The following is a 26,308-nucleotide window of genomic DNA, read 5'->3' on the forward strand; positions in this document are numbered from 1 at the left end:
CCGGCCCCGGATTTCGCCTATCCGGCCTGGCTCCTGCCGGTTGCTGCGCGACCCCTCGGGGCGCTGATACCAACCGCCACGATCAGGACACGGGCAGTGGCTCAGCCTTTCGGGCCGCCTTCCGCGCTCCGGGGGCGGCGCCACGGGATCTGGCCAGCGCATCCTCGACATTCGCGGCGTAGTGGACACGCGGGCGCCGCAATCCATGGGTCAGAAGGGCGCGCCGAATGTCGCGGCGCGCACCGGTAAGCCAGAGCGTGACGCCGCGTTTGCCAGCCTTGTAGGCCAGCCCCTCGATCATGTTGGCCCCCGTCGAATCGAGAAAGGGCACGGCCGAGAAATCCACGATCAGCACCTTGTGGCTGTCCTGGATTCGGTCAAGCACCGAGCCGATCGAAGCCGTCGCCCCAAAGAAAAGCGCGCCGTTGATGCGGAAGATCACGGCCTCCGGGTCAGAGGCCTGATGACGGTCATAGGTTTCGCGCGGGCGCGCAGCATCGGCCTCGTCGCGGCTTACAAAGGCGGTTTGCGTGGCGACTTCGGTGATCCGGCTCATGCGGTGGATGAACAGCACCGAACCGAGCGCAAAGCCGACAATGATCGCCTCGGTCAGGTCACGAAAGATGGTCAGAAAGAAGGTGGTGCCAAGAACGGTGGCCTCGCCCCAGCCCGAGCGCAGCAAGACCGCGATGGCCTGTTTCTCGATCATGTTCCAGGCCACGATGGCCAGAACACCCGCCAGCGCAGCCAGCGGGATGAACGCGGCAAGCGGCGCCGCAGCAAGTATGAATACCAGCAGAAACAGCGCATGGAGCATACCCGCAATGGGGCCGTGGGCCCCCGCGCGCACATTGGTCGCGGTGCGGGCGATGGTACCGGTGACACAAAAGCCCCCGACAAGGGCCGAGCCGCAATTGGCCACCCCCTGGGCGACAAGCTCGCAATTCGAACGATGCCGACGCCCGGTCATTCCGTCGGCCACGACTGCCGACAGCAACGACTCGATGGCGCCCAGCAGCGTGAAGGAAAGCGCGGCGGGCAGCACCGCAATCACCTTGGCCATCGACAGATCAGGCAACCGCGGCGCAGGCAGTGACGAAGGGATGCCGCCGAATTTGCTGCCGATCGTCTCGACCGGCAGCGCCAGAAGGGCTGCGGACATTGATGCCGCCACAACAGCGATCAGCATTCCCGGCCAGTGCGGGCGCCAGCGGCGCAGCCATAAAATGAGCGCGATCGTGGCTAGCGAAAGCGCAAGGGTGGCCGGTGTGACGCTTTCCCGTGCGGCCCAGAGCGCAGGTATCTTTTCCAGAAGTTCCCCCGGCTCATGCGGCAGTGACAGGCCGAAAAGCTCTCTGATCTGGCTGGCGAAGATGATGACGGCGATCCCGGCGGTAAAGCCTACCGTGACCGGGAAGGGAATGAACTTGATGAAGGTGCCAAGCCGCAGAAAACCGACCGCGGCCAGCATCAGCCCCGAAAGGAAGGTCGCAAGGATCAGCCCCTCCATCCCGTGCAGCGCGACGGTGCCGGCCACCAGAACGATGAACGCGCCCGCCGGCCCGCCGATCTGGAAACGTGACCCGCCCAGCAGCGATACCAGGAACCCGCCCACGATAGCGGTGTAAAGCCCTTGCGCCGGTGACGCGCCCGAGGCGATCGCGATCGCCATGGAAAGCGGCAACGCCACGATCGCCACGGTCAACCCCGCCAGCGCATCCGTGCGCAGATGGCGCAACCCGTAGCCTTCGCGCAGTACCGTGAACAGTTTCGGCGTGAACAGTTCTGCGAAGCCCGGCGTATCGTCGTGCTGGCCGTGTCGGATGGTCTTTTTGGTCATTTCTTGCTGCACCCTTGATGGTGCGCGGCAGGATCGTCGGCAAGGTGTCGGCGGTCGCCGTCGCGGCGTGATGGATCAGGATTGGTCGATAGCGCCTTTCAGCCGGACACCGCGCCCGCCGCCCGTGCTTGTCGCGCCTTCCCCAATCAGTTCGATACCGGCCCGGTCGAGCGCGGCAACGACCTTTATCAGGCTGTCCACAACACCGCGGACATTACCCTCGCTTGCCTCCATGCGCTGGATCGTCGGAACCGACAATCCCGACAATTCCGCAAGCTGTTTTTGATCAATACCAAGAAGGGCGCGGGCGGCGCGCATCTGTGCAGATGTGATCATGAGCATATCCTGAAAGGCAATGCTCACAAATAAGCTCTGCACATAGATATGTCAAACATGACCCTTCGCGGGCACCGTTCGGCAGCGACCGCCACCCGCCGCTGCCGGCTGAAGACAATGCTTTCGCTCTTTTTTCCATTGCGCCGCATCAGGCCGGCTGCGCGCGCGCCGGCACTCACCGGTTCGGGGGGGCGAGGGGGCGGATTGCGCTGCGCGTGTGTCTTCGGCGCACAGTCAGATCCGCGCGCCGAGCACCAGGTCGAACAGCACGAACATGGCCAACCCGACGGTCACGGCGACGGCCAGCGATGCAAGAAAGGTCTGCCGCGCGACGATATAGATGAAGCTGAACAGGAACACCGGCACCGCGATCCGGAAGCTGGTGTAGTGCAGAAGCGCAACAAACAGGATCATCCCCCCGATTGAGAGAGCCGGCATCCAGAAGGTGCCCGGCTGGCCGATCGCGGCAGATTCCCGGTCCGCATCCGCAGGGCTGTCGCGGTTTGCATCCATCACCGCGCGCACATCCTCGGATATGTCCTGCGTGCGCTTGTTGGCAATCAGGCTTTCCTGTTCGAGGAAGGGCAGGAACCGGCGCGCGGCGGGGAACAACTCGCCGACCAACTGGATGAGTGCCATCACCAGCATCACCGAGGCCAGCAACTGCGGCAGCAGCCGCGCGCGCGGCCCATAGCCTTGCGCAACGTAAAGCAAAACCGCCATGAAGATCACAAGGACAATAGTGACGGCGGCCGAGGCGGAAAATCTCATGGCGTGCTCCTTGCGCGGCGGATCAGTTTCAGCAGCCCCGGCAGGCAGAGGATCAGCACCGTGATCGCAAACAGCCCCAGCGAGATCGGCCTGTTGAAAAAGCCCACCGGCCCCCAGAGGTCATTCGTCTGGTGAAAACTGTTTTGCAGCAACGGCCCCAGCACCAGCGCGATCAGCAGCGCGATGCGCGAATAATTGAACCGCATCATCAAGTAGCCGATCACGCCAAGGGCCAGCGCGATGATCACATCCTCGATATAGCCGTTGGTGGCATAGGCGCCTACCAGTCCCAGCACCATGATGATCGGCGCGATGAGCACAGTGCGCAGGCTGGTCAGGTAGGTGAGCGGCTTGGCAATGGCGATGCCGACGATCCCCACCACGATATTGGACAGCACCAGCGCATAAATCAGCAGCAGCGCGACATTGCCGTGATCCAGCATCAGCCGCGGCCCCGGGTTGATGCCGTGCAACGTGAGCGCGCCCAGCAGCACCGCCATCTCGAGGCTGCCGGGGATGCCGAAGATCAGCGTCGGCACCAACGCGCCGCCGTCCTTGGCGTTGTTGGCGGCTTCGGGGGCGATCACGCCGCGAATGTCGCCCTTGCCGAAGCCGCTCTTGTCGCGGGCAGTGGCCACCGCATTGCCATAGGCCACGAAATTGGCGACCGCGCCGCCCACGCCGGGGATGATGCCGATCACCGTGCCGATCAGCGCGCTGCGCAGAAACAGGCCGAAGTTCTGGAATACCGCACCAATGCCCGAGAAGATGCCCGACAAGGTGGTATTGGGCCGCTCGCGCGAGATCGCGCCGCGCGTGGACATCAACGAGATCGCCTCGGCAATCGCGAAAAGGCCGATGATGACCGGCACCAGCTTGATGCCGTCCCACAGGTAATCCCAGCCGAAGGTATAGCGGATCGTCCCCGATTGCTGGTCGATCCCGATGAAGGACAGCGAAAAGCCGAACCCCGCGGCCAGAATGGCCTTCCACGGGTTGCCCTGGGCCAGTATGGCGATCATGGCCAGCCCCATGATCGACAGCATGAAATACTCGGGGAATGAGAACGCCAGCACCAGCTGCCGGCCCAGCGGCAGGCTCAGCGTCAGGATCGCTGCCCCGACGATGGCCCCGAGCACCGAGGCCGCCGCAGCCGCCCCGATCGCATAGCCCGCCTGCCCCTTTCGGGTCAGCGCATAACCGTCGAACACGGTCGCCGCGCTTTGCGCAGTTCCGGGCGCATTGATCAGGATCGCCGTGACCGAGCCGCCAAAGGCCGTGGCCCCCGCCGCCCCCATGAGCATCACGATGGCCTGCCCTGAATCCATCGCGAAAGTGACCGGCAGAAGCAGCGCCAGCACCTGCGGCCCGCTCAGCCCCGGCAGGATTCCGAACAGGAAACCCAAAAGTGCTCCGCCGATCAGAAACCAGATCGTTGGAAAGCTCAGGATCTGCACCAGTGCCGGAATGGCGTGCTCAAGCATTCTTGGCTCCTTGACTGCAAGCCTTGAGGGTGCGCTGCCCGTCCTGCGCAGCCGTCGCGCAGGACGGGACAAGGCCGCCTGGATCAGCGGGGGGGAATGCGATTGCCCCGGGCGCGTTGCACCGCCCCCGGAGCACGCACGCCTCAGTTCAGGCTTTTCAGCAGCTCTTCATAGACGAGCATCGATTCATGGGCGCCCTCGCGCAATTCCTCGAGATCTCCCCAGTTCATCGGGGATGACGGGATATTCGCATCCGCCAGTTGCTGCTGGTAATCCGGGTCGGCCACTGCCTGATCGAAGGCATCGCGCAGCGCGGTCATGATCGGTTCTGGCGTTCCCGGCGGGGCGACGAGGACACGATTGGCCATCGACAGGTTGAGCACCTGGGGTGCCCTCGCCAAGGTATTTTTCCATGTGGGGCGCAATCATCCGCGCGGCAGTATCGAAGCCACCACCCGCTGAATAGGGCAGCACCAACCGGATTTCCTGCGTCGGGTAATCCTGCGCCACCACAGCGCCAGCCGACAGCGCCACGCCAAGCGTGGCACCGGCGATTGCCTTGATGGTCTTGTTTTTCGTGTTTTGTTTTCTTCCTGAAAGCATCAAGCGATTGGGGTTCGTCCCCTCAATACGCGCCACCCGGATCCGGATTCTGGATGTGGCAACCCATGCAAGGGGTAGCCTGCGGCCTCGGAAAGCCGAAGAAAATTATCCGTACAGACAATTCAATCTGGTTACTTCCGCAGGGGGCCGGCGGCGCAGGCAATCATCTGCACTTTGGCCGCCGTGTTCATAAGCTGACGCGAAGCCGCGCAATACTGCGCGCGGGCACGGGCTATTTTCCCTTGCCGTAGTAGAGTCCGACGCTGTGCTCTGCCTCTGCAAAGAACAGCCATCTTGATGTGATCGCGCCGGCGAGGTGTGCGATCACGGCCACCGCCGCCAGCCAGTGGCTGAAGGACAGCGCCAGCAAGATCACCGGCAGCACGATCATGAGAAGAATGGTCAGCACGCGCAGTCTGCGCGCGTGCTTGCGCCCGATCTCGTGGACCATTTCGCGCATCAGATAGTTGGTGCCGGTATGAGGCGGCTCGAAGAGGCGCACCTGCCCGATATGGCCCAGCCCCGTGGCGCTGGCGCGGGTGGAGGCAGGATTGGCGGCGCGGCGATCGCCAAGGTGCCAGTGCAGCAGTTGCACCGCGCCCGCCAGCAGCAAAAGCGGCAGTGCAAACCGGGTCTGTCCGGCCAGCAGCGCCCCGCCCGCCAGCGACAGCGTGACAAACAGCACCGGCGTGGCCGGGGTGTTCCAGCGCGGCACAGTGCGCAGTTGCGTGTAGATCATCGCAGTGGTCAGCACCGTAGCCAGCGCCAGCACCGCCCCCAGCGCGCCCAGCCACGGCAGGCGCGTGGCGAAGAAGATCACGCCAATGGCGTGGCCTGCCACCACCAGGAGCGCGATCACCGCCGCCCAGGCCTCGCGCGAGAGCCAGCTTGTGCGCCATTGCGAGAAGGCCTTGGGCGCGTTCCTGGGGTTGGCCAGGTGGAAGGCCGAGGCCATCAACCCCCCCACCGCCAGCGCATAGGCGATGAAATAGAAGGCAAACGCGCTCCAGCCGGTGACAGTGGGATAGCCCAGCCCCAGCCAGACCATCAGGCCGAAGCCCAGCCCCGAGAGGCTGCTGAACAGGATCACGGAAGTCGCCGGATGCATCAGCCGCGCCCTCCGGGCAGCTGCCCCAGCGCGCGGTCGAGCCAGCCGAGAAACCCGCCGGGGCCTTCGGTGACGGGCGCCAGGTAGGGGGCCAGCACGTCGATGTCGCCTTCGTCCGCCCCGATGGCACCCTGATCGCGCGGGCGCGGCGGCAGGTATTTGTTCACCGGCTTTGTGCCCTGTTCGGGCATCAGGTCGAACCCGCCGCGCGCAGCCACCAGTTGGCTGACATCGCTGTCGGGATCACCCAGGTCGCCGAAATGCCGCGCGCCGGCGGGGCAGGTGCGCACGCAGGCGGGCACTCGGTCGATTTCGGGCAGATGCTCGTTATAGATGCGATCGACGCAGAGCGTGCATTTCTTCATCACGCCTGCGGCCGCGTCCATCTCGCGCGCGCCGTAGGGGCAGGCCCAGGCGCACAGGCCGCAGCCCATGCAATCATCCTCGTTGACCAGCACGATGCCGTCTTCTTCACGCTTGAAGCTTGCCCCGGTGGGGCAGACAGTGACGCAGGGCGCATCCTCGCAATGCAGGCAGGATTTGGGGAAATGCACGATCTGCGCCGGTGCGTTCGCGGGCTGCACCTCGTAGCTGTGGATGCGGTTGAGGAAGGTGCCCTCGGGCGCCGCGCCGTAAGGGTCGGTATCGGAAAGCGGCGCGCCATGCACTTGCGTGTTCCAGCCCTTGCAGGCAATCACGCAGGCATGGCAGCCCACGCAGGTATCAAGGTCGATCACCAGCCCCAGCTTGCGTTTGGTAGTGTCAGGCAGCGCGGTCATTTGCCAACCCTCCAGCGCAGCAGTCTCACGCCCTTGGGCACCGGCGAGCCAACGGGCGGATAGAGCGGTTTGGCGCTGTGGCGCGGGGCGACGCGCTCGATTTTTACCCGCAGGTCGAACCAGGCGGCCTGGCCGGTGACGGGGTCGGAATTGGCCCAGCGATGCCCATCGCCGCGCGCAGGTAGCAGGGCCCCGATCAGGTGATTGAGCAGGAAGCCCTTTGTCGCCTCGGGCGCATCAGGATCAAGCGCCCAGGCGCCGCGGCGCTTGCCGATGGCGTTCCAGGTCCAGATCGTGTGTTCGTTCAGCGCGGCCATATGCGCCACCGGCACCTCGATCGTGCCATGGGGAGAGGTCACGCGCGCCCAGTCCCCATCGGCAAAGCCGTGCGCCTGCCAGACACGCGTGGGCAGATAGAGCGGGTTCACCCCGTGGATCTGGCGCAGCCAGGCATTCTGGCTGCCCCAGCTGTGATACATGGCCATGGGACGTTGGGTGAGCGCGTGCAGCGGGTAGTCCTGCGCCGTGTCCGCACCAAACGGCGGGCTCCAATGCGGCAGCGGGTCCATCGCAGCGCGCAGGCCTTCGCGCAGATGCTCGGGCGGCTGGTGGGGGCCGTGGCCCTCGGCGGCCAGTTGAAAGCGGCGCATCGGCTCGCTGTAGAGCTGGAACAGATACGGCTGCGGCGCGTCATAAAACCCCATCTCGACTGCCCAGTTCTGATAGACGCGGTTCCACGGCTTGAAAAACGCCGCCTCGTCGGGGACATGCGTCACCCAGAACCCGCCATTGGCGATGTAGCGGTCAAGCTGGCGCGGGTTGGGTGCACCGCGCCCGCCCTGCGTGCCCTCCGCGCCGCGAAAGCCTGCCAGCGGCCCCACGCCGGTGCGGCGCTGGTGGTTCACGATATAGTCGGCGTAATCGGCATAAGCGGCAGTGCCGTCATCCTTGACGAAGCCCGGCAGCCCCAGGCGCGCACCAAGATCGATCAGCACCGACTGAAAGGCACGCACATCGCGGTCGGGCGCGACCACCGGCCAGCGGATCGCATCGGCCGCCGCCTCGGCCTCGGATATCGGGCGGTCGAGCAGGCTGATGCAGTCGTGGCGCTCCAGATATGTCGTGTCGGGCAGAATCAGATCGGCATAGGCGACCATCTCGGAGGCATAGGCATCGGAATAAATGATGCGGGGGATCACATATTCGCCGTCGGCGGCGCGCTCGGTCAGGGCCGCCATCGCGGCGGTGCTGTTCATCGACGAGTTCCACGACATGTTCGCCATGTACAGAAACAGCGTGTCAATGCGGTAAGGGTCGCCGGCATGGGCGTTGGGGATGACCATGTGCATCAGCCCGTGCGCCGACATCGGATGTTCCCAGGAAAACGCCTTGTCGATGCGCTGGGGCGTGCCATCGTCGTTGATGCACAGGTCTTCCGGCCCCAGCGGAAAGCCCAGATGCGGCCCGGCCAGCGGCGTGCCGGGGCGGCAGGTGGCGTTGGGACGCGGATGTGCCTCGACCGGTTTGGGATAGGGTGGTTTGAAGCGAAAGCCGCCGGGCGCCTCGACCGTGCCCAGCAGGATCTGCAGCAGGTGCAGCGCGCGGGCGGTCTGGAAGCCGTTGGCATGGGCCGAGATACCGCGCATGGCGTGAAAGCTGACCGGCCGGCCCACCATGCGGTCGTGCCGGATGCCGCGAAAATCGGTCCAGGGCTGGTCGATGACAACGGGCGCGTCAAAGGCCGCGCGGGCGATCTCGGCAGCCAGGGCACGGATGCGCGGCGCGGGGATGCCGCAGCGGTCGGCCACCGCCTCGGGGGCATGGGCGGGGCCGAGGTAGCGCTCGGCCAGCAATTGAAACACGCTGCGGTGGGTTGCGCCGTCGCGGTCCAGGCTGCCGGCCAGATCGGGCAGCACGCCCGGCGCGTCAAAGGGCACCGCCTCACCCGTGGCGCTGTCGATCACCAGCGGCTTGCCGCCTGCGTCGCGCAGGAACAGCCCCGCCTCGGGGCCGTCACCGGCATTGACCAGCACCGGCGCGTTGGTGAAGCGCGCCAGATACTCCAGATCGACACGCCCGGCCTTGAGCAACTCATGCACCAGCGCCAGGATCAACAGCCCGTCGGTGCCCGGCGTGATGCCCAGCCAGTCGTCGGCAATCGCGTTATAACCGGTGCGGATCGGGTTGACCGACACCACCCGCGCCCCGCGCGCCTTGAGCCGCCCCAGCCCCATCTTGATCGGGTTGGAATCGTGATCCTCGGCCACGCCGAAGAGCAGGAAAAGGCGCGTGCGCTCCCAATCGGGCTGGCCGAACTCCCAGAATGCGCCGCCCATCGTGTAGATGCCCGCCGCCGCCATGTTGACGCTGCAAAACCCGCCATGCGCGGCATAATTGGGCGTGCCGAAGGCCTGCGCCCAGAAGCTCGTGAAGCTCTGGCTCTGGTCGCGCCCGGTGAAGAAGGCAAGCTTCTCGGGCGCGCTCTCGCGCAACGGCTTGAGCCAGGAGGCTGCCGTCTCAAGCGCCTCCTCCCAGGTGATCTCCTCGAACTGCCCCGAGCCGCGCGGCCCCACACGCTTGAGCGGCGCACGCAGTCGCGAGGGCGCGTTGACCTGCATGATCCCCGCGCTGCCCTTGGCACAGAGCACGCCGCGGTTGACCGGATGATCCCGGTTGCCCTCGATATAGGCAACCTGCCCGTCCTTCATGTGCACATCGATCCCGCAGCGGCACGCGCACATGTAGCAGGTCGTCTTGCGGACCTCGTCCGATACGCGGGGGGAGGGAGTGTGCGTATTCATGACTCAAGCAGCTCGGCGACGCCTTGATATATGAGCATTTCCAGATACCCGCCCCGTGGCGGGCGCCGCATGAAGTCGTTGATTGGCATGATCGGGTCTTGTCCTGTGCCGGGTCCTCGTTCCGTGTTCAGTATATCGGCCAGAGCCCAGCCACGACCGACATGTCTGAACCGCCATCGTTGATGGACCGCAAGAATTTGTAAAGGGTTCGCGCCCGCACGCCCAGCGGCAGGTCGGCGCCACCGGGGGAAATATTCCAGGTCATGTCGGGATGCGTGCAGGCTGGCGCAACTTCCAGGCGCTCGGCGCCACCGCGACCGGCCGCGTCAAGTAGTTTCAACGGGCACAGGGAAATCACGCCACAGACACAAGCACCGCAGCAAGGCCCGGGAGAGCGATCCTGCGCCTGCATGTGGGCCGCATGTTGCGGCACAAGGTGGGTGATTGGCGGGCAAATTGCCTGCAAACTGTAACGCCTCACAGCCGCCGCCTGGACCGGCAGCACCCGAATTTCGGCCAAACCCTTGAAATATCTGGTCGGAGTGAGAGGATTCGAACCTCCGGCCCCTGCCTCCCGAAGGCAGTGCTCTACCAGGCTGAGCTACACTCCGACCGATGTGGCGGCAATTAGCGATTCCCGGGGAGTATTGCAAGAGCATCATTCGTGGCTGGTGCAGGGCACGGCGTTTGAAATAGCATGCACCTTCGCCACGGCACCCTCGCGACGCGCCGAAAGAAAGGACAAGCGCAACCCCATGACTGGCAATTTTCTTGTCCTGCTGGGCGGCATCGGGCTGTTCCTGTTCGGCATGCACACGATGACCGAGGGTTTGCGCACCCTTGCCAGCACCCAGGCGCGGCAGGTACTGGGCCGCTTCACCCATCGCCCGCTCTCGGGGGCGGTCACCGGCGCGCTGGCCACTGCGGCGGTGCAATCTTCGAGCGCCACCATGGTAACCACCGTGGGCTTCGTTGGTGCGGGGCTGCTGAGCTTCAGCCAGGCGCTGGGGATCCTTTACGGGGCCAGTATCGGCACCACCATCACCGGCTGGATGGTGCTGTTGCTGGGCTTCAAGCTGCAACTGACCACTGCGGCGCTGCCCCTGCTGTTTCTCTCGGCGCTGGTGCGGGTGCTGGCGCGGGGGCGGGTGGCACGCATCGCGGCGACCCTTGCGGGGCTGAGCCTCGTCTTCCTGGGCATCGACATGATGCAGGACGGCATGGCCGCCTATGAGGACCGGCTGACCCCTGACAGCTTTCCCCCGCCAACCCTGACGGGACGGCTGCAGCTGCTGGGGATCGGCGTGATCGTCACGCTGGTGACGCAATCCTCAAGTGCGGGGGTCGTCGGCACGCTGGTGCTGCTGGGCACCGGCGCGGTCTCGTTCGAGCAGGCCGCGGCAATGGTGATCGGCATGCATATCGGCACCAGCTTCACCGCCATGCTGGCGGCTGTAGGCGGCTCGCTCGCGGTGCGCCAGACCGCGCTGGCGAATGTGATCTATCATGTCGCCACCGGGCTTGTGGCGCTTGCGCTGATCGATCTCGGCGCGGCTGTTCTTTTGCACAGGGTTGCGGGCGGCGATGCGCAGATCGTGCTGGTGGCGTTTCATACCGGGTTCAACCTCGCCGGGGCGGCAGTGATGCTGCCGCTGACCCGGCAGTTCGCCGGCCTTGTCGAATGGATGGTCCCCGCCCCGGTCGTGCCGCGCCCCTCAGACCGGCTCGATCCGCGGCTGCTGTCCGATCCCGGCGCCGCGATGGACGCCGCAGCCGCCGTCGCGCGCGAGAGCGCCGAGCGGCTTTTCATCACCCTGGCCGAAGCACTGGGCCCGGGCAGCGATCCGGCCCCGCTGGCGCATACTCGCGAGATCACCGCCGAGACGCTGGATGCCTTGCAAGACTATCTGTCCCGCATCACCATCGAGGACGGTCAGGAGGGCCGGTTGATCCGGTTTGACGCGCTGCTGCACCTGCTCGACCACCTGCGTCGGCTGCTTTACCGGGCCGGTCAGGGCGCGCGGCTGCGCACAGCCGCGAGGGACCCGAAGCTTCACCGGCAGGTCAAGCTGATGCGCGGACTGCTGATCCGTTTTGCCGAAGCCCAGCCCGCTGCCGCAGCTGCAGCCGCCGCAGCCAGCGCAGACACCCCCACCGAGCAGCCGGAAGGACCCACTCCCGAAAGGCGGCCCCTGGCGCAGCGGCTTGCCCGGCTCGAGGGGCGGCTTGGCCTGCTCGAAGCGCGGATGCGCCATGTGATGCTACGCCGCCCGCCGCATGTGGTGGGCATGACCGCGGCCGAATTGTTCCTGTTGACCGATGCCTTGCGCTGGATGCGCCGGACCGCCCGACACGCTGAGCGGATCGTGCATTACCAGTCGCTTGCGGTCGACGCGGTCACGCATGAGGATCTTGGCGATGAGGCCACGCTCCCGCCCTCCGAAAACGAAACGACCCCGGATTTGGCATCCAGGGTCGAGTGATATTGTCAGGCCTCCGTACGGGTCCGGGGGGGTGCGGCGTCAGTTCACCATGCCATGCGCCGCAACACATGCGGCACCGTCACTGCGCCGCATCAATCGCGGCGACGTCACTGCGCCGAGGCAAGCGCCGCGACGATGGCATCGCCCATCTCGGCGGTGCCGATGGGTGTGCCGCCTTTGGGGCCAAGCAGGTCGCCAGTGCGCAGCCCGTCGGCAAGCACCTTCTCGATGGCGTCTTCAAGCCGCTTTGCGTCCTCACCCCGGTCATAGGAGTAGCGCAGCGCCATGGCGAAGCTCAGGATGCAGGCGATGGGGTTCGCCTTGCCCTGCCCCGCGATATCGGGCGCCGAGCCATGCACCGGCTCGTACATCGCGCTGGGGCGGCCATTGGCCCGAGGCGCGCCCAGGCTGGCCGAGGGCAGCATCCCGAGGCTGCCGGTCAGCATCGCCGCCACATCCGACAAGAGGTCGCCAAACAGGTTGTCGGTCACGATCACGTCGAACTGCTTGGGCCAGCGCACAAGCTGCATCGCGCCCGCATCGGCATACATGTGGCTCAGCTCCACGTCGGGATATTCGGTATCGCCGATCTTCTGCACCACCTCGCGCCACAGAACCCCCGATTCCATGACATTGGCCTTTTCCATCGAGCAGAGCTTCTTGTTACGCTTGCGGGCCAGTTCGAACGAAGCCCGCGCCACGCGCTCGATCTCGCTCTCGGTGTAACGCTGGGTGTTGATGCCCACGCGCTCGTTGTTTTCGGTAATGATGCCGCGCGGCTCACCGAAATAGACCCCCGACGTCAGTTCGCGCACGATCATGATGTCGAGCCCCGCCACCACTTCGGGCTTGAGCGAGGAAAACTGCGTCAGCGCCTCGAAACATTGCGCCGGGCGCAGGTTGGCGAAGAGGTCAAGCTCCTTGCGCAGGCGCAGCAGCGCACGCTCGGGCTTCACGCTGAAATCGAGGTCGTCGTATTTCGGCCCGCCCACGGCGCCCAGCAGCACGGCATCCACCTCATGCGCCTTGGCCATGGTTTCCTCGGTGATCGGCGTGCCGTGCACGTCATAGGCCGCGCCCCCCACGATATCCTCGCTGACATCGAGTTCGAGCCCGCGGTTCGCCTTGAACCAGTCGATCACCTTGCGCACTTCGGCCATGACCTCGGGGCCGATGCCATCGCCGGGCAGGATCAGCAGGGAAGGGGTGCTCATGTCGTCTCCTCGCTCTCGCAAAATTGTTGACACCCGGTAGCGCGGGGGCGCGGGGCGGTCAAGCAAGGACAGCGGCCCAAGCCGGAGTTGGCCGCTGCACGGCACATCAGCAGGCGGGCGGCATCATGATCCGGGGATGGTGAGCCCGGGAGGATTCGAACCTCCGACCAATTGATTAAAAGTCAACTGCTCTACCACTGAGCTACGGGCCCGCTCGCGGCCTAACTAGAAAGATCGGCAAAGGGGGTCAAGGCCAATTCGCGCATGATCTGCGTCACCACTGGCAAAACCTTTCACGCCGCAATATATGCGCGCCATGACCGATACGACACCGCATACCTCTCTTGGGGCTCCGACGCCTGGCAGCCTGCCCTTCGCCAAGATGCACGGGCTGGGCAATGATTTCGTGGTGATCGACCTGCGCGAAGGGCTCGAACGGCCGGGCGCGGCGTTGATCCGGGCACTGGGCGACCGGCATCGCGGGGTGGGATTCGATCAACTTGCCCTGATCGAACATGCGGATGACGCCGATCTCGTGCTGACCTTTCACAATGCCGATGGCTCGCTTTCGGCAGCTTGCGGCAACGCGACCCGCTGCATCGCAGCGCAGGAAATGGCGCGCACCGGCAAGATGCGGCTCAGCATCCGCACCGGGCGCGGGTATCTCTTGGCCGAGGATGCCGGCGGCGGGCTGACGCGGGTGAACATGGGCGCGCCGCTGCTGGACTGGCGCGACATCCCCCTGTCCGAGGCGATGGACACGCTCGAGCTCCCGATCGAGGGCGTGCCGGTTGCCACCGGCATGGGCAACCCGCATTGCACCTTTTTCGTCGAGGATGCCGAGGCCGTGCCGCTGGAACAGTTCGGCGCGCGCTATGAGCATCACCCGCTGTTTCCCGAGCGCACCAATGTCGAGGTCGTGCAGGTGCTGTCGCGCGATGCGATTCGCCTGCGCATCTGGGAACGCGGCACCGGTGTCACGCAGGCCTCCGGGTCGTGCTCCTGCGCGGCGGCGGTGGCCGCGGCGCGGCGCGGGCTGACCGGGCGCAAGGTTGCCGTGCATGTCGATGGCGGCACGCTGGAAATCGACTGGCGCGAGGATGGCGTGTGGAAGACCGGCCCGACCGAGCATGTCTTTGACGGCTGGGTCAGCCCCGCCTTTCTGGCCGCCCACCGATGACCACCCCGCCCCCCATTCTGGCGACGCTGGGCTGCCGGCTGAACGCCTATGAATCCGAGGCGATGAAAGGGCTGGCCGCGCAGGCGGGTGTCGAGAACGCGGTGATCGTCAACACCTGCGCCGTAACCGCCGAAGCCGTGCGCAAGGCCCGGCAGGAAATCCGCCGCCTGCGCCGCGAACACCCCGACTCCACGCTGATCGTCACCGGCTGCGCCGCGCAGATCGAGCCCGAAACCTTCGCCGCCATGCCCGAGGTCAGCCATGTGATCGGCAATTCGGAAAAGATGCGCCTGGAGACCTGGGCGGGGCTGGCCCCCGACCTGATCGGCACGACCGAGCGCGTGCAGGTCGATGACATCATGTCGGTGCGCGAAACCGCAGGCCACCTGATCGACGGCTTCGGCACCCGGTCGCGCGCTTATGTGCAGGTGCAGAACGGCTGCGATCATCGCTGCACCTTCTGCATCATTCCTTACGGGCGGGGCAATTCGCGCTCGGTCCCTGCCGGCGTGGTGGTCGACCAGATCAAGCGGCTGGTGGGCAGTGGCTATAACGAGGTGGTGCTGACCGGCGTCGATCTGACAAGCTGGGGGGCCGATCTGCCCGGCGGCCCGCGGCTGGGCGATCTGGTGCGGCGCATCCTGCGGCTGGTGCCCGATCTGCCGCGGCTGCGCATCAGTTCCATCGACTCGATCGAAGCCGATGAGGCGCTGATGGAGGCCATCGCGACCGAGCGACGCCTGATGCCGCATCTGCACCTGAGCCTTCAGGCGGGCGACGACCTGACGCTCAAGCGGATGAAGCGCCGCCACCTGCGCGACGATGCCATCCGCTTTTGCCACGAGGCCCGGCAACTGCGCCCCGACATGGTGTTCGGGGCCGACATCATCGCGGGCTTTCCCACCGAATCCGAGGCGATGTTCGAGAATTCGCTCAAATTGATCGAAGACTGCGACCTGACCTTCCTGCATGTCTTTCCCTACAGCGCGCGCAGGGGCACCCCGGCGGCGCGCATGCCACAGGTGCCCGGCAGCGTGATCCGCGACCGCGCCGCCCGGCTGCGCGCAGCCGGCGAGGCCGCGCTGGCCACGCATCTGGCCGCCCAGGCCGGCGCACGGCACCGAATCCTGATGGAAGCCCCGCGCATGGGGCGGACCGAACAGTTCACGCCTGTGGCCTTTGCCACGCCGCAGCCCGAGGGCACCATCGTCGAGGCCTGCATCACCGGGCATGACGGCGCGTCACTCAAGGTGGCCTGAGCCCCGCTTGGGTCTTGCACATCGCGCGCGGGCGGTGCCAACTGTGGGCATGACACAGCCACACCCCCTGCCCCGCCCCTTGCCCTCCTGGCCCGAGGCCGCACCACGCCTGATCGCGGTGGCCGCAGGCCGCGCGCCCGCCGATCTGGTGATCTCGAATGCCGCTGTCGTCTCGGTGCACACGCGCGAGGTTCTGCAAGGCTGGTCCGTCGCCGTGGCGATGGGGCGCTTTGCCTATGTCGGCCCCGATGCCAGCCATTGCATCGGCGAGGACACGCAGGTGATCGACGCCGAAGGGCGTTATCTGATCCCGGGGCTGTGCGACGGGCACATGCATATCGAATCCGGGATGCTGACCCCGGCCGAATTCGCCCGCGCGGTGATCCCGCACGGCACCACCACCATGTTTACCGACCCGCACGAAATCGCCAATGTCTTCGGCCTGCGCGGCGTGCGGCTGATGCATGACGAGGCGCTGTTGCAGCCGATCAACATCTTCACGCAGATGCCGTCCTGCGCGCCCTCGGCACCGGGGCTTGAAACCACGGGCCATGAGATCACCCCCGACGACGTGGCCGAGGCGCTGACCTGGCCGGGCATCGTCGGGCTGGGCGAGATGATGAACTTTCCCGGCGTGATCGCCGGTGACGAAAAGATGCTGGCCGAGATCGCCGCGACCCAGAACGCAGGCCGCACCGTGGGCGGCCATTATGCCAGTCCCGATCTTGGCCCCGCCTTTCACGCTTATGCCGCGGGCGGGCCCGCCGACGACCACGAAGGCACCCGCGAGCAAGACGCCATCGCCCGGATGCGCCAGGGGATGCGCGCCATGATCCGGCTGGGCAGCGCCTGGTATGACGTGGAGAGCCAGATCACCGCGATCACCGAAAAGGGCCTCGACCCGCGCGGCATGATCCTGTGCACCGATGATTGCCATTCGGGCACGTTGGTCGAAGACGGCCACATGAACCGCGCGGTGCGCCACGCCATCGATTGCGGCGCCGACCCGCTGGTGGCGCTGCAGATGGCGACGATCAACACCGCAACCCATTTCGGGCTTGAGCGTGAGGTCGGGTCGATCACGCCGGGGCGCGCGGGCGACATGATCCTGACCAGTGACCTGCGGCGCCTGCCGATCGAGCGGGTCTTTGCCCGCGGCGTCAGCGCGGCCGAGGACGGGCGCATCACCGTCGAGTGCCCGCATGGTGACTGGCCCGAGGAGGTGCGCCGCTCGGTGCGCCTGAAACGCACGCTGCGTGCCGATGATTTTACCGCCCCTGCCCCCGAGGGCGCGCGCGAGGTCACCGCCCGCGTGATCGGTGTGGTCGAGAACCAGGCCCCCACCCGGGCGCTGACCGCAACGCTGGCCGTGAACGATGGCGCCATCCAGCCCGACCCGGCGCAGGATATTGCCCATATCGCGCTGGTCGAACGCCACCGCGCCACTGGCGGCGTGGTCAACGGGTTCGTCTCGGGCTTTGGGTATCAGGGCCGGATGGCGGTGGCCTCGACCGTGGCGCATGACAGCCATCACATGATCGTCGTGGGCACCTGCCGAGAAAACATGGCACTGGCCGCCAACCGGCTCGGTGCCATCGGCGGCGGCGTCAGCGTCTGGCGCGACGGTCGCCCGCTGGCCGAGGTGCGCCTGCCCATCGCCGGGCTGATGTCGGACCGCCCCGCGACCGAGGTGGCCAAGGCCGCCGCAGGCATGGTTGCGGCCATGGCCGAATGTGGCTGCACGCTCAACAACGCCTTCATGCAGCACAGCCTGCTGGCGCTTGTGGTCATCCCGGAACTGCGCATTTCGGACAAGGGGCTGGTCGATGTAACCCGTTTTGCGCTGACCGATCTGGTAACGGACCACACAGCATGAGCCGCGATGACATCACCCCGGCCGTCTTCAGCCCCGAACATCCGGCGCCCGAGGCCTTTGCCGATGCCGCGGCGGCCGTGGAACGGCTGTGCGAACTTCACGCCACGGCCACGCACTTTCTGACCGGGCATTTCACCCGCATCCTTGCGGGTGCGGCACCCGAAGGCCGCTTTCGCGCCTTCTACCCCGAGATCCGCCTTACAGTTACAAGCTATGCGAAGACCGACAGCCGCCTGAGCTTCGGCCATGTAGCCGAGCCGGGTACCTATGCCACCACCGTCACCAGGCCAGACCTGTTTCGCAACTATCTGGTACAGCAGATCGATCTGATCCTGCGCAGCCACGGCGTACCCGTCACCATCGGCCTGTCAGGCACGCCGATCCCGATTCATTTCGCGGTGGCGGGTGAGCCCGATTTGCAAGTCCCGCAGGAAGGGGCGCTGGAATTTCCCCTGCGCGACATCTTCGATGTCCCCGACCTGTCATCGACCAACGACGATATCGTCAACGGCATGGCGCCGCGAGCGCCTGATGGCGCGGCGCCGCTTGCCCCGTTCAGCGCGCAGCGGGTGGACTATTCGCTGGCCCGGCTTGCACATTACACGGCAACCGACCCGGTGCATTTCCAGAACCATGTGCTGTTTACCAACTACCAGTTCTATGTTGACGAGTTCGAAGCCTTCGCCCGCAAGGCGCTGGCCGATCCGGCCTCGGGATATACCGCGCTGGTCGGGCCAGGCAACGCCGTCATCACCGATCCCGATGCCCCGCTGCCGGCGCTGACGCGCATACCGCAGATGCCCAGTTATCACCTCAAGCGCGAGGGCGGTTCGGGCATCACGCTGGTCAATATCGGAGTTGGCCCGTCGAACGCGAAAACCGCCACCGACCATATCGCTGTGCTGCGGCCCCATGCCTGGCTGATGGTCGGCCATTGCGCGGGGCTGCGCAACAGCCAGCGGCTGGGCGATTTCGTGCTGGCCCATGCCTACCTGCGCGAGGACAACGTGCTCAATGATGATCTGCCGATCTGGGTGCCCATTCCGGCGCTGGCCGAGATCCAGATCGCGCTGCAAGAGGCCGTGGCCGAGATCACCCGGCTTGAAGGGTTCGAGCTCAAGCGCATCATGCGCACCGGCACCGTGGCCACCATCGACAACCGCAACTGGGAGTTGCGCGACCAGTCCGGCCCGGTGCGGCGGCTGTCGCTGTCGCGCGCCATTGCGCTGGACATGGAAAGCGCGACCATCGCGGCCAACGGCTTCCGCTTTCGCGTGCCTTATGGAACGCTGCTATGTGTCTCCGACAAACCGCTGCATGGCGAATTGAAACTGCCTGGCATGGCGACCGACTTCTACCGCACCCAGGTTTCGCGCCATTTGCTGATCGGTGTGCGCGCGATGGAGCGGTTGCGCGAAATGCCGCTTGAACGCATTCACAGCCGGAAACTGCGCAGCTTTGAGGAAACCGCGTTCCTCTGATGCCATAGAGCCTGTAAAAACACCCTTTCCCCAGCCCGTGACGCCAGAAAATCGTTGTAACGGCTGTCATGATAGGGCTAGATGCGCGCGAACATTGCCCGACCAAACGGGCGGTATCTGCAGGAGAGAGAAAGAATGACAGCCAAACCGATGACCAAGACTCAGCTCGTCGCGACCCTCGCCGAGGAAATGGGTTCGGACAAGAAAAGCGCCTCGGCTGCGCTCGATGCCATTTCCGCGGTGATCACCCGCGAGGTATCCAACGGCGGGGCGGTAACACTGCCCGGCATCGGCAAGGTCTTCACGCGCGAGCGTCCCGCCCGCACCGTGCTGAACCCGGCAACCGGCGAACAGATCCACAAGGATGCCGACAAGGTCGTCAAGGTGACCATCGCCAAGGCACTGAAAGACAGCGTCAACGGCTGATCAGCTTGAACTGCGCCGCTTTGGCGCAGCTTGCCTTTTCGGGGTCGCCTGCGGGCGGCCCTTTTCTTTTGCCGGCTCTTTTCTTTTGGCGATCCTTCGCATAAGCCGGCGGCAGATCGCAGGAAAGGCCGCTATGGATATCCGCGCAATCTTCATGGGGATGGCCTTTTCCCTGATGTGGTCATCGGCCTTTGCCTCGGCCAGGATCATCGTGCTCGATGCACCGCCGCTGACGGCGCTGGCACTGCGCTTTCTGCTTTCGGGGTTGATCGGCGTGGCGCTGGCGCGGGCGCTGGGGCAAAGCTGGCACCTCAGCCCGGCGCAGTGGCGGGCCACGGTGCTTTTCGGGATCAGCCAGAACGCGCTTTATCTTGGCCTGAACTTTGTCGCCATGCAGACGGTCGAGGCCTCTCTGGCTGTCATCATCGCCTCGACCATGCCACTTCTGGTTGCAGCGGCGGGCTGGGGGCTTCTGGGGCACCGGCTGCGGCCGATTGGCCTGGCGGGGCTGGTCACAGGGTTCCTCGGTGTCATGCTCATCATGGGCGGCAGGCTTGGTGCCGGGGTCGATCTGTTTGGCGTGGCGCTGTGTGTGCTCGGGGTGATCGCGCTGGCCGCCGCAACATTGTCGCTGCGCAGCGCATCCTCGGGCGGGAATGTGCTGATGGTTGTCGGGTTGCAGATGCTGGTTGGCGCGGCACTCCTGGCCGGGCCGGCGCTGGCCTTTGAAAGCTATGAGGTCCGCTGGAGCGCGGGGCTGGTGGGCGCTTTCCTGTATCAGGTTCTGGTGCCCGGCCTGATGGCCACCTGGGTCTGGTTCAAACTGGTCGAGCGGATTGGCGCCGTGCGCGCCGCAACCTTCCATTTTCTCAACCCGTTCTTCGGGGTGGCTATTGCCGCCGCACTTCTGGGCGAACATCTTGGCCCGCTGGATGTCGTGGGGGTGGTCATCGTCGCGGCGGGGATTCTGGCCGTGCAGCTTGCGCGCCAGACCGTGCCGCCCCCGAACCCGGCGGCCCCGATGCCGCCCGCACCGTCAGGCCGGTAGACCCCGCAGCAGCCGGGGCAGTTCCCCTTCGAGTCCGGCAGCCTCGCGCAGGATACGCCGGCGCAGCGCGGGCGTTCGGCTGACCAGCCCCATCCCCAAGTCGCGCAGCCCGCGCAGCAGGGCGTTGTCGTTCGAGAACACCCGGTTGAGCGTATCGGTTGCCAGCGCCATCGTGGTGGTGTCGAACCGGCGCCAGCGCTGATACTCTGCCAGCGCGAGGGCCGCGCCCACGTCCTCGCCCCGGCGCGCGGCATCCAGCACCACCTCGGCCAGCGCGGCCACGTCGCGCAGCCCCAGGTTCAGCCCCTGCCCCGCGATCGGATGCAACCCATGCGCCGCGTCACCCACCAGTGCCAGACGCTGCGCGATGAAGCTTTGCGCCAGTGACAGCCCCAACGGATAGGTGAAGCGCGCGCCTTCCAGCCTGATCTCGCCCAGGAAATCCCCGAACCGCGGGCGCAGCACCTCCAGATAGGCAGCATCGTCCAACGCCTGGATCATCTGCGCGGTCTCGTCACGCTCGCTCCAGACGATCGAGCTGCGATTGCCCGGCAGCGGCAGGATCGCCAGCGGCCCCGGCGGCATGAAGAACTGATGCGCGATGCCGTGGTGGGGCAGATCATGCGCGATGGCGCAAACCAGTGCAGTCTGGCCATAGCTCCAGCCGGTGCGCCGGATGCCGGCGCGCCGGGCGGTGCCGCTTTGGCGCCCGTCGCAACCCACCAGTAACCCGCCGGTCAAGCTTTGGCCATCGTCCAATGTCACCCGCACAGCATCTGGCCCGGCCTCCTGTGCCACCACGCGGCGCCCCGGCAGATGGGTGATGCCCGGCGCGGCCTGCATCGCATCCAGCAGGGCGCGGCGCAGATAACGATCCTCAAGCATGTGGCCCATCGGGCCTTCTTCCAGTTCGGCATGGTCAAGGTGCAGGAAAAATGGTGCCGGTCCCTCACCCGCGCGCCCGTCGCTGGCCTTGACCTCGAGAATGGGCTGCGCGTGCGCCTCTAGCTCCGGCCAGAGCCCGATGGCCGTCAGCAGCCGCACCGACGCCATCGCCAGCGCATAGGCGCGGCCGTCGAAACCGGCATCACGGCGCGGCGCCTCGTCCAGCGCGTCGATCACGCAAACACGCAGCAACCCGCCCTGGGCCAGCGCAAGCGCCAGCGCCGGGCCGTTCAGCCCGCCGCCGACGATAAGGATATCCGCATCGCGTTCCATGCCCTCCAATATGCCCTGCGCACGCGGATTGTCCATGCGCTGTGCGACGACCTGACGCCGCAGTGCGCTGCCCGGCCAATGGCATGGTCCGCGTGCCGTCGCGGTCATACCGCCGCGGCAAAAGATATGGGCCGAAAAGACACAATTCCGGCGTGCAAGACCCCGAAAGCCAAGCCTTTTTCTGGACCAACTGCACCCTTGCCGCTATCCTGCGGCGAAACGGGGCGTCAATGACCCCGGCGAATGAGGCAGATCATGGACTTTCCCGAGCGGTTTTCAAAGCTGCCGGAATATGCGTTTCCGCGCCTGCGCGCGCTGCTCGACGCTCATGCGCCGGGCGGCGACGTCATTGCCATGACCATTGGCGAGCCACGCCACCCTATGCCCGAATTTCTGGGCGAGGTTCTGGCGCGCCACCAGCATGAATTTGCCAAATACCCACCCAACGAAGGCACCCCGGGATTGCTGGCCGCCATCGCGGGCTGGTTGGAGCGGCGCCACGGCGCACGGCTCGATCCGGAGACGCAGATCATGGCGCTGAACGGATCGCGTGAGGGAATAGTGAATGCCACTCTGGCGCTTTGCCCCGAGCAAAAGCGCGGCAAGCGCCCCCTCGTGCTGATGCCCAACCCGTTCTATCAGGCCTATGCCATCGGGGCGCTCGCTGCGGGAGCCGAGCCCGTCTATGTCCCCGCAACCGAGACGACCGGCCATTTGCCCGACTACCGCGCGCTACCTTCCGAGGTGCTGGACCGCGCGGCGATCGTGTGGGTCTGCTCGCCGGCCAATCCGCAAGGCAGTATCGCGGGCGAAGCCTATTGGCAGGATCTTTTCGCATTGGCCGAGCGCCACGATTTCCGCATCTTCTCGGACGAGTGCTATTCCGAGATCTGGCGCGAGGCACCGCCGCCGGGCGGGCTGGAAATGGCCGCGCGGCATGGCGGGATCGACCCCGAGCGCCTCGTCGTGTTCAACTCGCTTTCGAAGCGGTCGAACCTGCCGGGGCTGAGATCGGGGTTTGTCGCGGGCGGCCCGCAGGCGCTGCTGCGCATCAAGCGGCTGCGCGCCTATGGCGGCGCGCCGCTGCCGCTACCCATCCAGCACGTTTCCGAAGCGGCCTGGAACGACGAGGCACACGTCACGGCAAACCGCGCGCTTTACGCCGAGAAATACCGGCTTGCTGACAGCCTGCTGGGCGACCTGCCCGGCTATCGCAGCCTTGAGGCCGGGTTCTTCCTGTGGCTGCCGGTCGATGACGGCGAGGCGGCGGCGCTGAAACTCTGGCGCGAGACCGGCGTGCGTGTGCTGCCCGGGGCCTATCTGGCCCGCGATACCGCGCAGGGAAACCCCGGCACGGGCTTTATCCGCGTGGCCATGGTGGCCGCGCCCGACGAATTGCAGTCAGGTCTGACGCAGATCAGACACTGCCTATACGACTGAGGCGAGGGACATAATGGCAAGCTATAACGCACGGCATCGCGACCCGTTTCTTGACAGCTCCACCCGCGTGGCGCTGGAACGCCGCGCCAAGGAGCTGATCGGCCTTGGCCTGATCGGGCTTGCGGTGGCGGTCGCAATGATGCTGGGCTCATACATGCCGGACGATCCCAACTGGCTGGCCGCCACGGATGAGCCGGCGCAGAACCTGCTGGGCCGCTTCGGCGCGTCAGTGGCGGCGGCGCTGTTCATCATCGCGGGCCATGGCGCCTGGGCAATCGTGTTCGTGCTGGGAGCCTGGGGGCTACGCTTTGTGCTGCACCGCGGTGGCGAGCGCGCCTTCAGCCGTGCAATCTTCGCGCCCATCGCGGTGGCGCTGGCCTCGATCTATGCCGCCACGCTGGTGCCCAGTGCGGGCTGGGAGCACTCCTTCGGCCTTGGCGGGCTGTTCGGCGACACGATCCTTGGCGCCATCCTTTCTGCCGCGCCGGTGCAGGCAACCTTCGGCCTGCGGGTGATCTCGCTTCTGCTGGCGGTCGGGATGGTCGCCATGGGCCTGTTCGTCACAGGGTTCGTGCGCCCGGAACTGCGCGCAATACTGCGGTATTTCGTGCTCGGGCTGCTGTTGGCCTATGCGACAACGCTGCGGCTGATGGTGCAGCTTTTCCGTGGCGGCCGTGTGGCGGCAGCGTCGCTGCGCGACCGCAAGGCAATGCAGCACCCCGGCAATGCCCCCGCTGCGCGGCATGAGGCGGCGGGCGTCGGGCCTGGCGAGGCCACAGGGCCTGCGCCCGTTCGCCGCGTCGCCCCTTCCGTTGTCCGCGCCGCCGGGTCCGGCGGGGCCGAGGGCCTGCGGGCACAGCGCCCGGCAGCATATGATGTGCCAGCGCAAGAGCCCGCTGAGGCCCCGACGCAACAGAAATCGGGCCTGCTGGCGCGCCTGCCCGAGCTTGTCCGTCGCCGCGGCGAACCGACGCCACCGCCCGAACTGATCGAACACGAGCTTCCGGAACACGCCCGCGGCGCTGAGGCCCCGGATGATGACCGGATCAAGGCCCGCATCGCCGATGTGATCCGGGCGCGTTCGCGGCAGGTACCGGTGCTGAAGATCACGCGCCAGGAGCCTCCGGTCGTGCGGGGCGCAGGACCAGAAGCGCGCGCGGCCTCGCTGCCCGGCAGGGCAATGCCGGCAACCCCACCGCAAGAGGCCCCCCCGCGCAACCTTTACGCAAGCGATACCGCCCTGCACGGCCACACCGCCGAGCATGATCCCTTCCTCGATGACGGGCATGACGCAGATTTCGCCGCCGCAAGGCCTGCGCTGAGCACCCGCAAGGTTGTCCAGCATCCGCCGCGCAAGCCGGCCCCGCCTTCGCGGCGCGCGCAGGAAGAGGCGCAGCCCGCGCTGCGTTTTGAAGACCCCCCAGCGCCAGAGTATGAGCTGCCGCCGCTTTCGCTGCTGTCCAACCCCGGCTCCATCGTGCGCCAGCAACTTTCCGACGAGGCGCTGGAAGAAAACGCCCGGATGCTGGAGAACGTGCTGGATGATTACGGCGTGAAGGGCGAGATCGTCAGCGTCCGCCCCGGCCCTGTCGTCACGCTATACGAACTCGAACCCGCGCCGGGGCTGAAGGCCAGCCGCGTGATCGGCCTGTCTGACGATATCGCGCGCTCGATGTCGGCGCTTTCGGCGCGCGTCTCGACGGTGCCGGGGCGCTCGGTGATCGGGATCGAACTGCCCAATGCCCACCGCGAAAAGGTCTTGCTGCGCGAGATTCTGGGCGCGCGCGATTTCGGCGATACCGGCCTGCGCCTGCCGCTGGCCCTGGGCAAGGGGATCGATGGCGAACCCATTGTGGCAAACCTGGCCAAGATGCCGCACCTGCTGATCGCGGGCACCACCGGCTCGGGCAAGTCGGTCGCGATCAACACCATGATCCTGAGCCTGCTTTACAAGCTCAACCCCGAGGAATGCCGCCTGATCATGATCGACCCGAAGATGCTGGAACTTTCCGTCTATGACGGCATCCCGCATCTGCTGTCCCCCGTTGTGACCGACCCGAAGAAGGCCGTGGTGGCGCTGAAATGGGTCGTCGGCGAGATGGAGGAACGCTATCGCAAGATGTCCAAGATGGGCGTGCGCAACATCGAGGGCTTCAACGGCCGCGTGCGCGAGGCGCTGGCGAAGGGCGAGATGTTCCAGCGCACCGTGCAGACGGGCTTTGACGACGAAACCGGCGAGCCCGTGTTCGAAACCGATGAATTCGCACCCGAAACGCTGCCCTATATCGTCGTCGTCGTCGACGAGATGGCCGACCTGATGATGGTCGCCGGCAAGGAGATCGAGGCGTGCATCCAGCGCCTTGCGCAGATGGCGCGGGCCTCGGGCATTCACCTGATCATGGCCACGCAGCGCCCGAGCGTCGATGTGATTACCGGCACGATCAAGGCGAACTTCCCCACGCGCATCAGCTTTCAGGTGACATCGAAGATCGACAGCCGCACCATCCTCGGCGAGATGGGCGCCGAGCAGCTTCTGGGCATGGGCGACATGCTCTACATGGCTGGCGGCGGGCGGATCACCCGCATCCACGGCCCCTTCGTGAGCGACGAAGAGGTCGAGGAAGTCGTCAATCACCTGAAAAGCTTCGGCCCACCCGAATATGTCGGCGGCGTGGTCTCCGGCCCCGATGACGGCCGCGAGGCCGATATCGATGCGGTGCTGGGGCTGGGCGGCAACACCGATGGCGAGGATGCGCTCTACGATCAGGCGCTGGCGATTGTCGCACGTGACCGCAAGTGTTCGACCTCCTACATCCAGCGCAAGTTGGGCATCGGCTACAACAAGGCCGCGCGACTTGTCGAGCAGATGGAGGATGAGGGCGCCGTCAGTTCGGCCAACCATGTGGGCAAACGCGAGGTGCTGCTGCCCGAACCCTGAGGCAGGGCCGTTGCGCGCCCGGC

20 protein-coding genes and 2 tRNA genes are annotated in these 26,308 nt (G+C 66.1%); 9 read left to right on the plus strand and 13 right to left on the minus strand.

The features are described from left to right. Window positions 1-82 precede the first annotated feature (82 nt). The 10 genes from DQ229_RS09980 to DQ229_RS10020 all read right to left on the minus strand — a co-directional run bounded on the left by DQ229_RS09980 (window position 83) and on the right by DQ229_RS10020 (window position 10,333). Window positions 83-1,840 carry a SulP family inorganic anion transporter gene (locus DQ229_RS09980; protein ID WP_114966124.1) on the minus strand — a complete coding sequence of 586 codons (1,758 nt, stop codon included), beginning with the start codon at window positions 1,838-1,840 and terminating at the stop codon, window positions 83-85. A 75-nt stretch (window positions 1,841-1,915) separates the two neighbouring features. Then, window positions 1,916-2,176, minus strand: a complete 261-nt coding sequence (locus DQ229_RS09985) for a helix-turn-helix domain-containing protein (RefSeq protein ID WP_114966315.1) — start codon at window positions 2,174-2,176, stop codon at window positions 1,916-1,918. A 234-nt stretch (window positions 2,177-2,410) separates the two neighbouring features. Further along, window positions 2,411-2,947, minus strand: coding sequence for a tripartite tricarboxylate transporter TctB family protein (locus DQ229_RS09990; protein WP_114966125.1), 537 nt, complete (start codon window positions 2,945-2,947; stop codon window positions 2,411-2,413). Next, window positions 2,944-4,431, minus strand: a complete 1,488-nt coding sequence (locus DQ229_RS09995; RefSeq protein ID WP_114966126.1) for a tripartite tricarboxylate transporter permease — start codon at window positions 4,429-4,431, stop codon at window positions 2,944-2,946. The genes DQ229_RS09990 and DQ229_RS09995 overlap by 4 nt, the downstream gene beginning before the upstream one ends. A 143-nt stretch (window positions 4,432-4,574) precedes the next feature. Beyond that, window positions 4,575-4,832 (minus strand): type 2 periplasmic-binding domain-containing protein, encoded by a 258-nt coding sequence (locus DQ229_RS10000; protein ID WP_155326491.1) that lies wholly within the window; start codon window positions 4,830-4,832, stop codon window positions 4,575-4,577. A 434-nt stretch (window positions 4,833-5,266) separates the two neighbouring features. Continuing rightward, complete coding sequence (locus DQ229_RS10005) at window positions 5,267-6,142, minus strand: dimethyl sulfoxide reductase anchor subunit family protein (protein ID WP_114966128.1); 876 nt, start codon at window positions 6,140-6,142, stop codon at window positions 5,267-5,269. Continuing rightward, window positions 6,142-6,921, minus strand: a complete 780-nt coding sequence (locus DQ229_RS10010; RefSeq protein WP_114966129.1) for a 4Fe-4S dicluster domain-containing protein — start codon at window positions 6,919-6,921, stop codon at window positions 6,142-6,144. The genes DQ229_RS10005 and DQ229_RS10010 overlap by 1 nt, the downstream gene beginning before the upstream one ends. Beyond that, window positions 6,918-9,722 carry a molybdopterin oxidoreductase family protein gene (locus DQ229_RS10015; RefSeq protein ID WP_114966130.1) on the minus strand — a complete coding sequence of 935 codons (2,805 nt, stop codon included), beginning with the start codon at window positions 9,720-9,722 and terminating at the stop codon, window positions 6,918-6,920. The genes DQ229_RS10010 and DQ229_RS10015 overlap by 4 nt, the downstream gene beginning before the upstream one ends. Window positions 9,723-9,849: 127 nt before the next feature. Then, complete coding sequence (locus DQ229_RS16805; protein WP_238381025.1) at window positions 9,850-9,987, minus strand: hypothetical protein; 138 nt, start codon at window positions 9,985-9,987, stop codon at window positions 9,850-9,852. Window positions 9,988-10,256: 269 nt separating this feature from the next. Further along, a tRNA-Pro gene (locus DQ229_RS10020) sits at window positions 10,257-10,333 on the minus strand. Between the two features lie 144 nt (window positions 10,334-10,477). On the opposite strand from DQ229_RS10020, the gene DQ229_RS10025 reads away from it, so the two are divergent. Beyond that, the gene (locus DQ229_RS10025; protein WP_155326492.1) at window positions 10,478-12,205 is read left to right on the plus strand and encodes a Na/Pi cotransporter family protein; all 1,728 of its coding nucleotides are present in this window, start codon (window positions 10,478-10,480) and stop codon (window positions 12,203-12,205) included. A 107-nt stretch (window positions 12,206-12,312) separates the two neighbouring features. Here the strand turns inward: DQ229_RS10025 and leuB are convergent, their stop codons facing one another. Further along, window positions 12,313-13,419: a 3-isopropylmalate dehydrogenase gene (leuB, locus tag DQ229_RS10030; protein ID WP_114966132.1), complete on the minus strand. Its 1,107-nt coding sequence runs from the start codon at window positions 13,417-13,419 to the stop codon at window positions 12,313-12,315. 137 nt (window positions 13,420-13,556) lie between these two features. Further along, window positions 13,557-13,631 (minus strand) — tRNA-Lys (locus tag DQ229_RS10035). Window positions 13,632-13,726: 95 nt separating this feature from the next. Between DQ229_RS10035 and dapF the strand changes: the two genes are divergently transcribed. The 6 genes from dapF (at window position 13,727) to DQ229_RS10065 (ending at window position 20,689) form a co-directional block, all read left to right on the plus strand. Beyond that, on the plus strand, window positions 13,727-14,599 hold the full coding sequence (gene dapF, locus DQ229_RS10040) for a diaminopimelate epimerase (protein ID WP_114966133.1): 873 nt from the start codon (window positions 13,727-13,729) through the stop codon (window positions 14,597-14,599). Continuing rightward, window positions 14,596-15,858, plus strand: a complete 1,263-nt coding sequence (gene mtaB / locus DQ229_RS10045) for a tRNA (N(6)-L-threonylcarbamoyladenosine(37)-C(2))-methylthiotransferase MtaB (protein ID WP_114966134.1) — start codon at window positions 14,596-14,598, stop codon at window positions 15,856-15,858. Before dapF ends, mtaB begins: the two co-directional genes overlap by 4 nt. Before the next feature lie 49 nt (window positions 15,859-15,907). Next, entirely contained in the window at window positions 15,908-17,734 is a 1,827-nt protein-coding gene (locus DQ229_RS10050; protein ID WP_114966135.1) for an adenine deaminase, read from the plus strand. Continuing rightward, entirely contained in the window at window positions 17,731-19,215 is a 1,485-nt protein-coding gene (locus DQ229_RS10055; protein WP_114966136.1) for an AMP nucleosidase, read from the plus strand. The genes DQ229_RS10050 and DQ229_RS10055 overlap by 4 nt, the downstream gene beginning before the upstream one ends. Window positions 19,216-19,350: 135 nt before the next feature. Next, window positions 19,351-19,641, plus strand: a complete 291-nt coding sequence (locus tag DQ229_RS10060; protein WP_114966137.1) for an HU family DNA-binding protein — start codon at window positions 19,351-19,353, stop codon at window positions 19,639-19,641. A 133-nt stretch (window positions 19,642-19,774) separates the two neighbouring features. Beyond that, window positions 19,775-20,689, plus strand: coding sequence for a DMT family transporter (locus DQ229_RS10065; RefSeq protein ID WP_114966138.1), 915 nt, complete (start codon window positions 19,775-19,777; stop codon window positions 20,687-20,689). Here DQ229_RS10065 and DQ229_RS10070 read toward each other — a convergent pair. Continuing rightward, a complete protein-coding gene (locus DQ229_RS10070; protein WP_114966139.1) occupies window positions 20,678-21,943 on the minus strand; it encodes an FAD-dependent monooxygenase in 1,266 nt (421 codons plus the stop codon). The genes DQ229_RS10065 and DQ229_RS10070 overlap by 12 nt on opposite strands. A 219-nt stretch (window positions 21,944-22,162) precedes the next feature. Between DQ229_RS10070 and DQ229_RS10075 the strand changes: the two genes are divergently transcribed. Next, window positions 22,163-23,347 (plus strand): aminotransferase class I/II-fold pyridoxal phosphate-dependent enzyme, encoded by a 1,185-nt coding sequence (locus DQ229_RS10075; protein WP_114966316.1) that lies wholly within the window; start codon window positions 22,163-22,165, stop codon window positions 23,345-23,347. A 13-nt stretch (window positions 23,348-23,360) separates the two neighbouring features. Further along, entirely contained in the window at window positions 23,361-26,285 is a 2,925-nt protein-coding gene (locus DQ229_RS10080; protein WP_114966140.1) for a DNA translocase FtsK, read from the plus strand. The last annotated feature ends 23 nt before the right edge of the window (window positions 26,286-26,308 follow it).

Source organism: Alkalilacustris brevis (genome assembly GCF_003350345.1).
GTDB lineage: Bacteria > Pseudomonadota > Alphaproteobacteria > Rhodobacterales > Rhodobacteraceae > Alkalilacustris > Alkalilacustris brevis.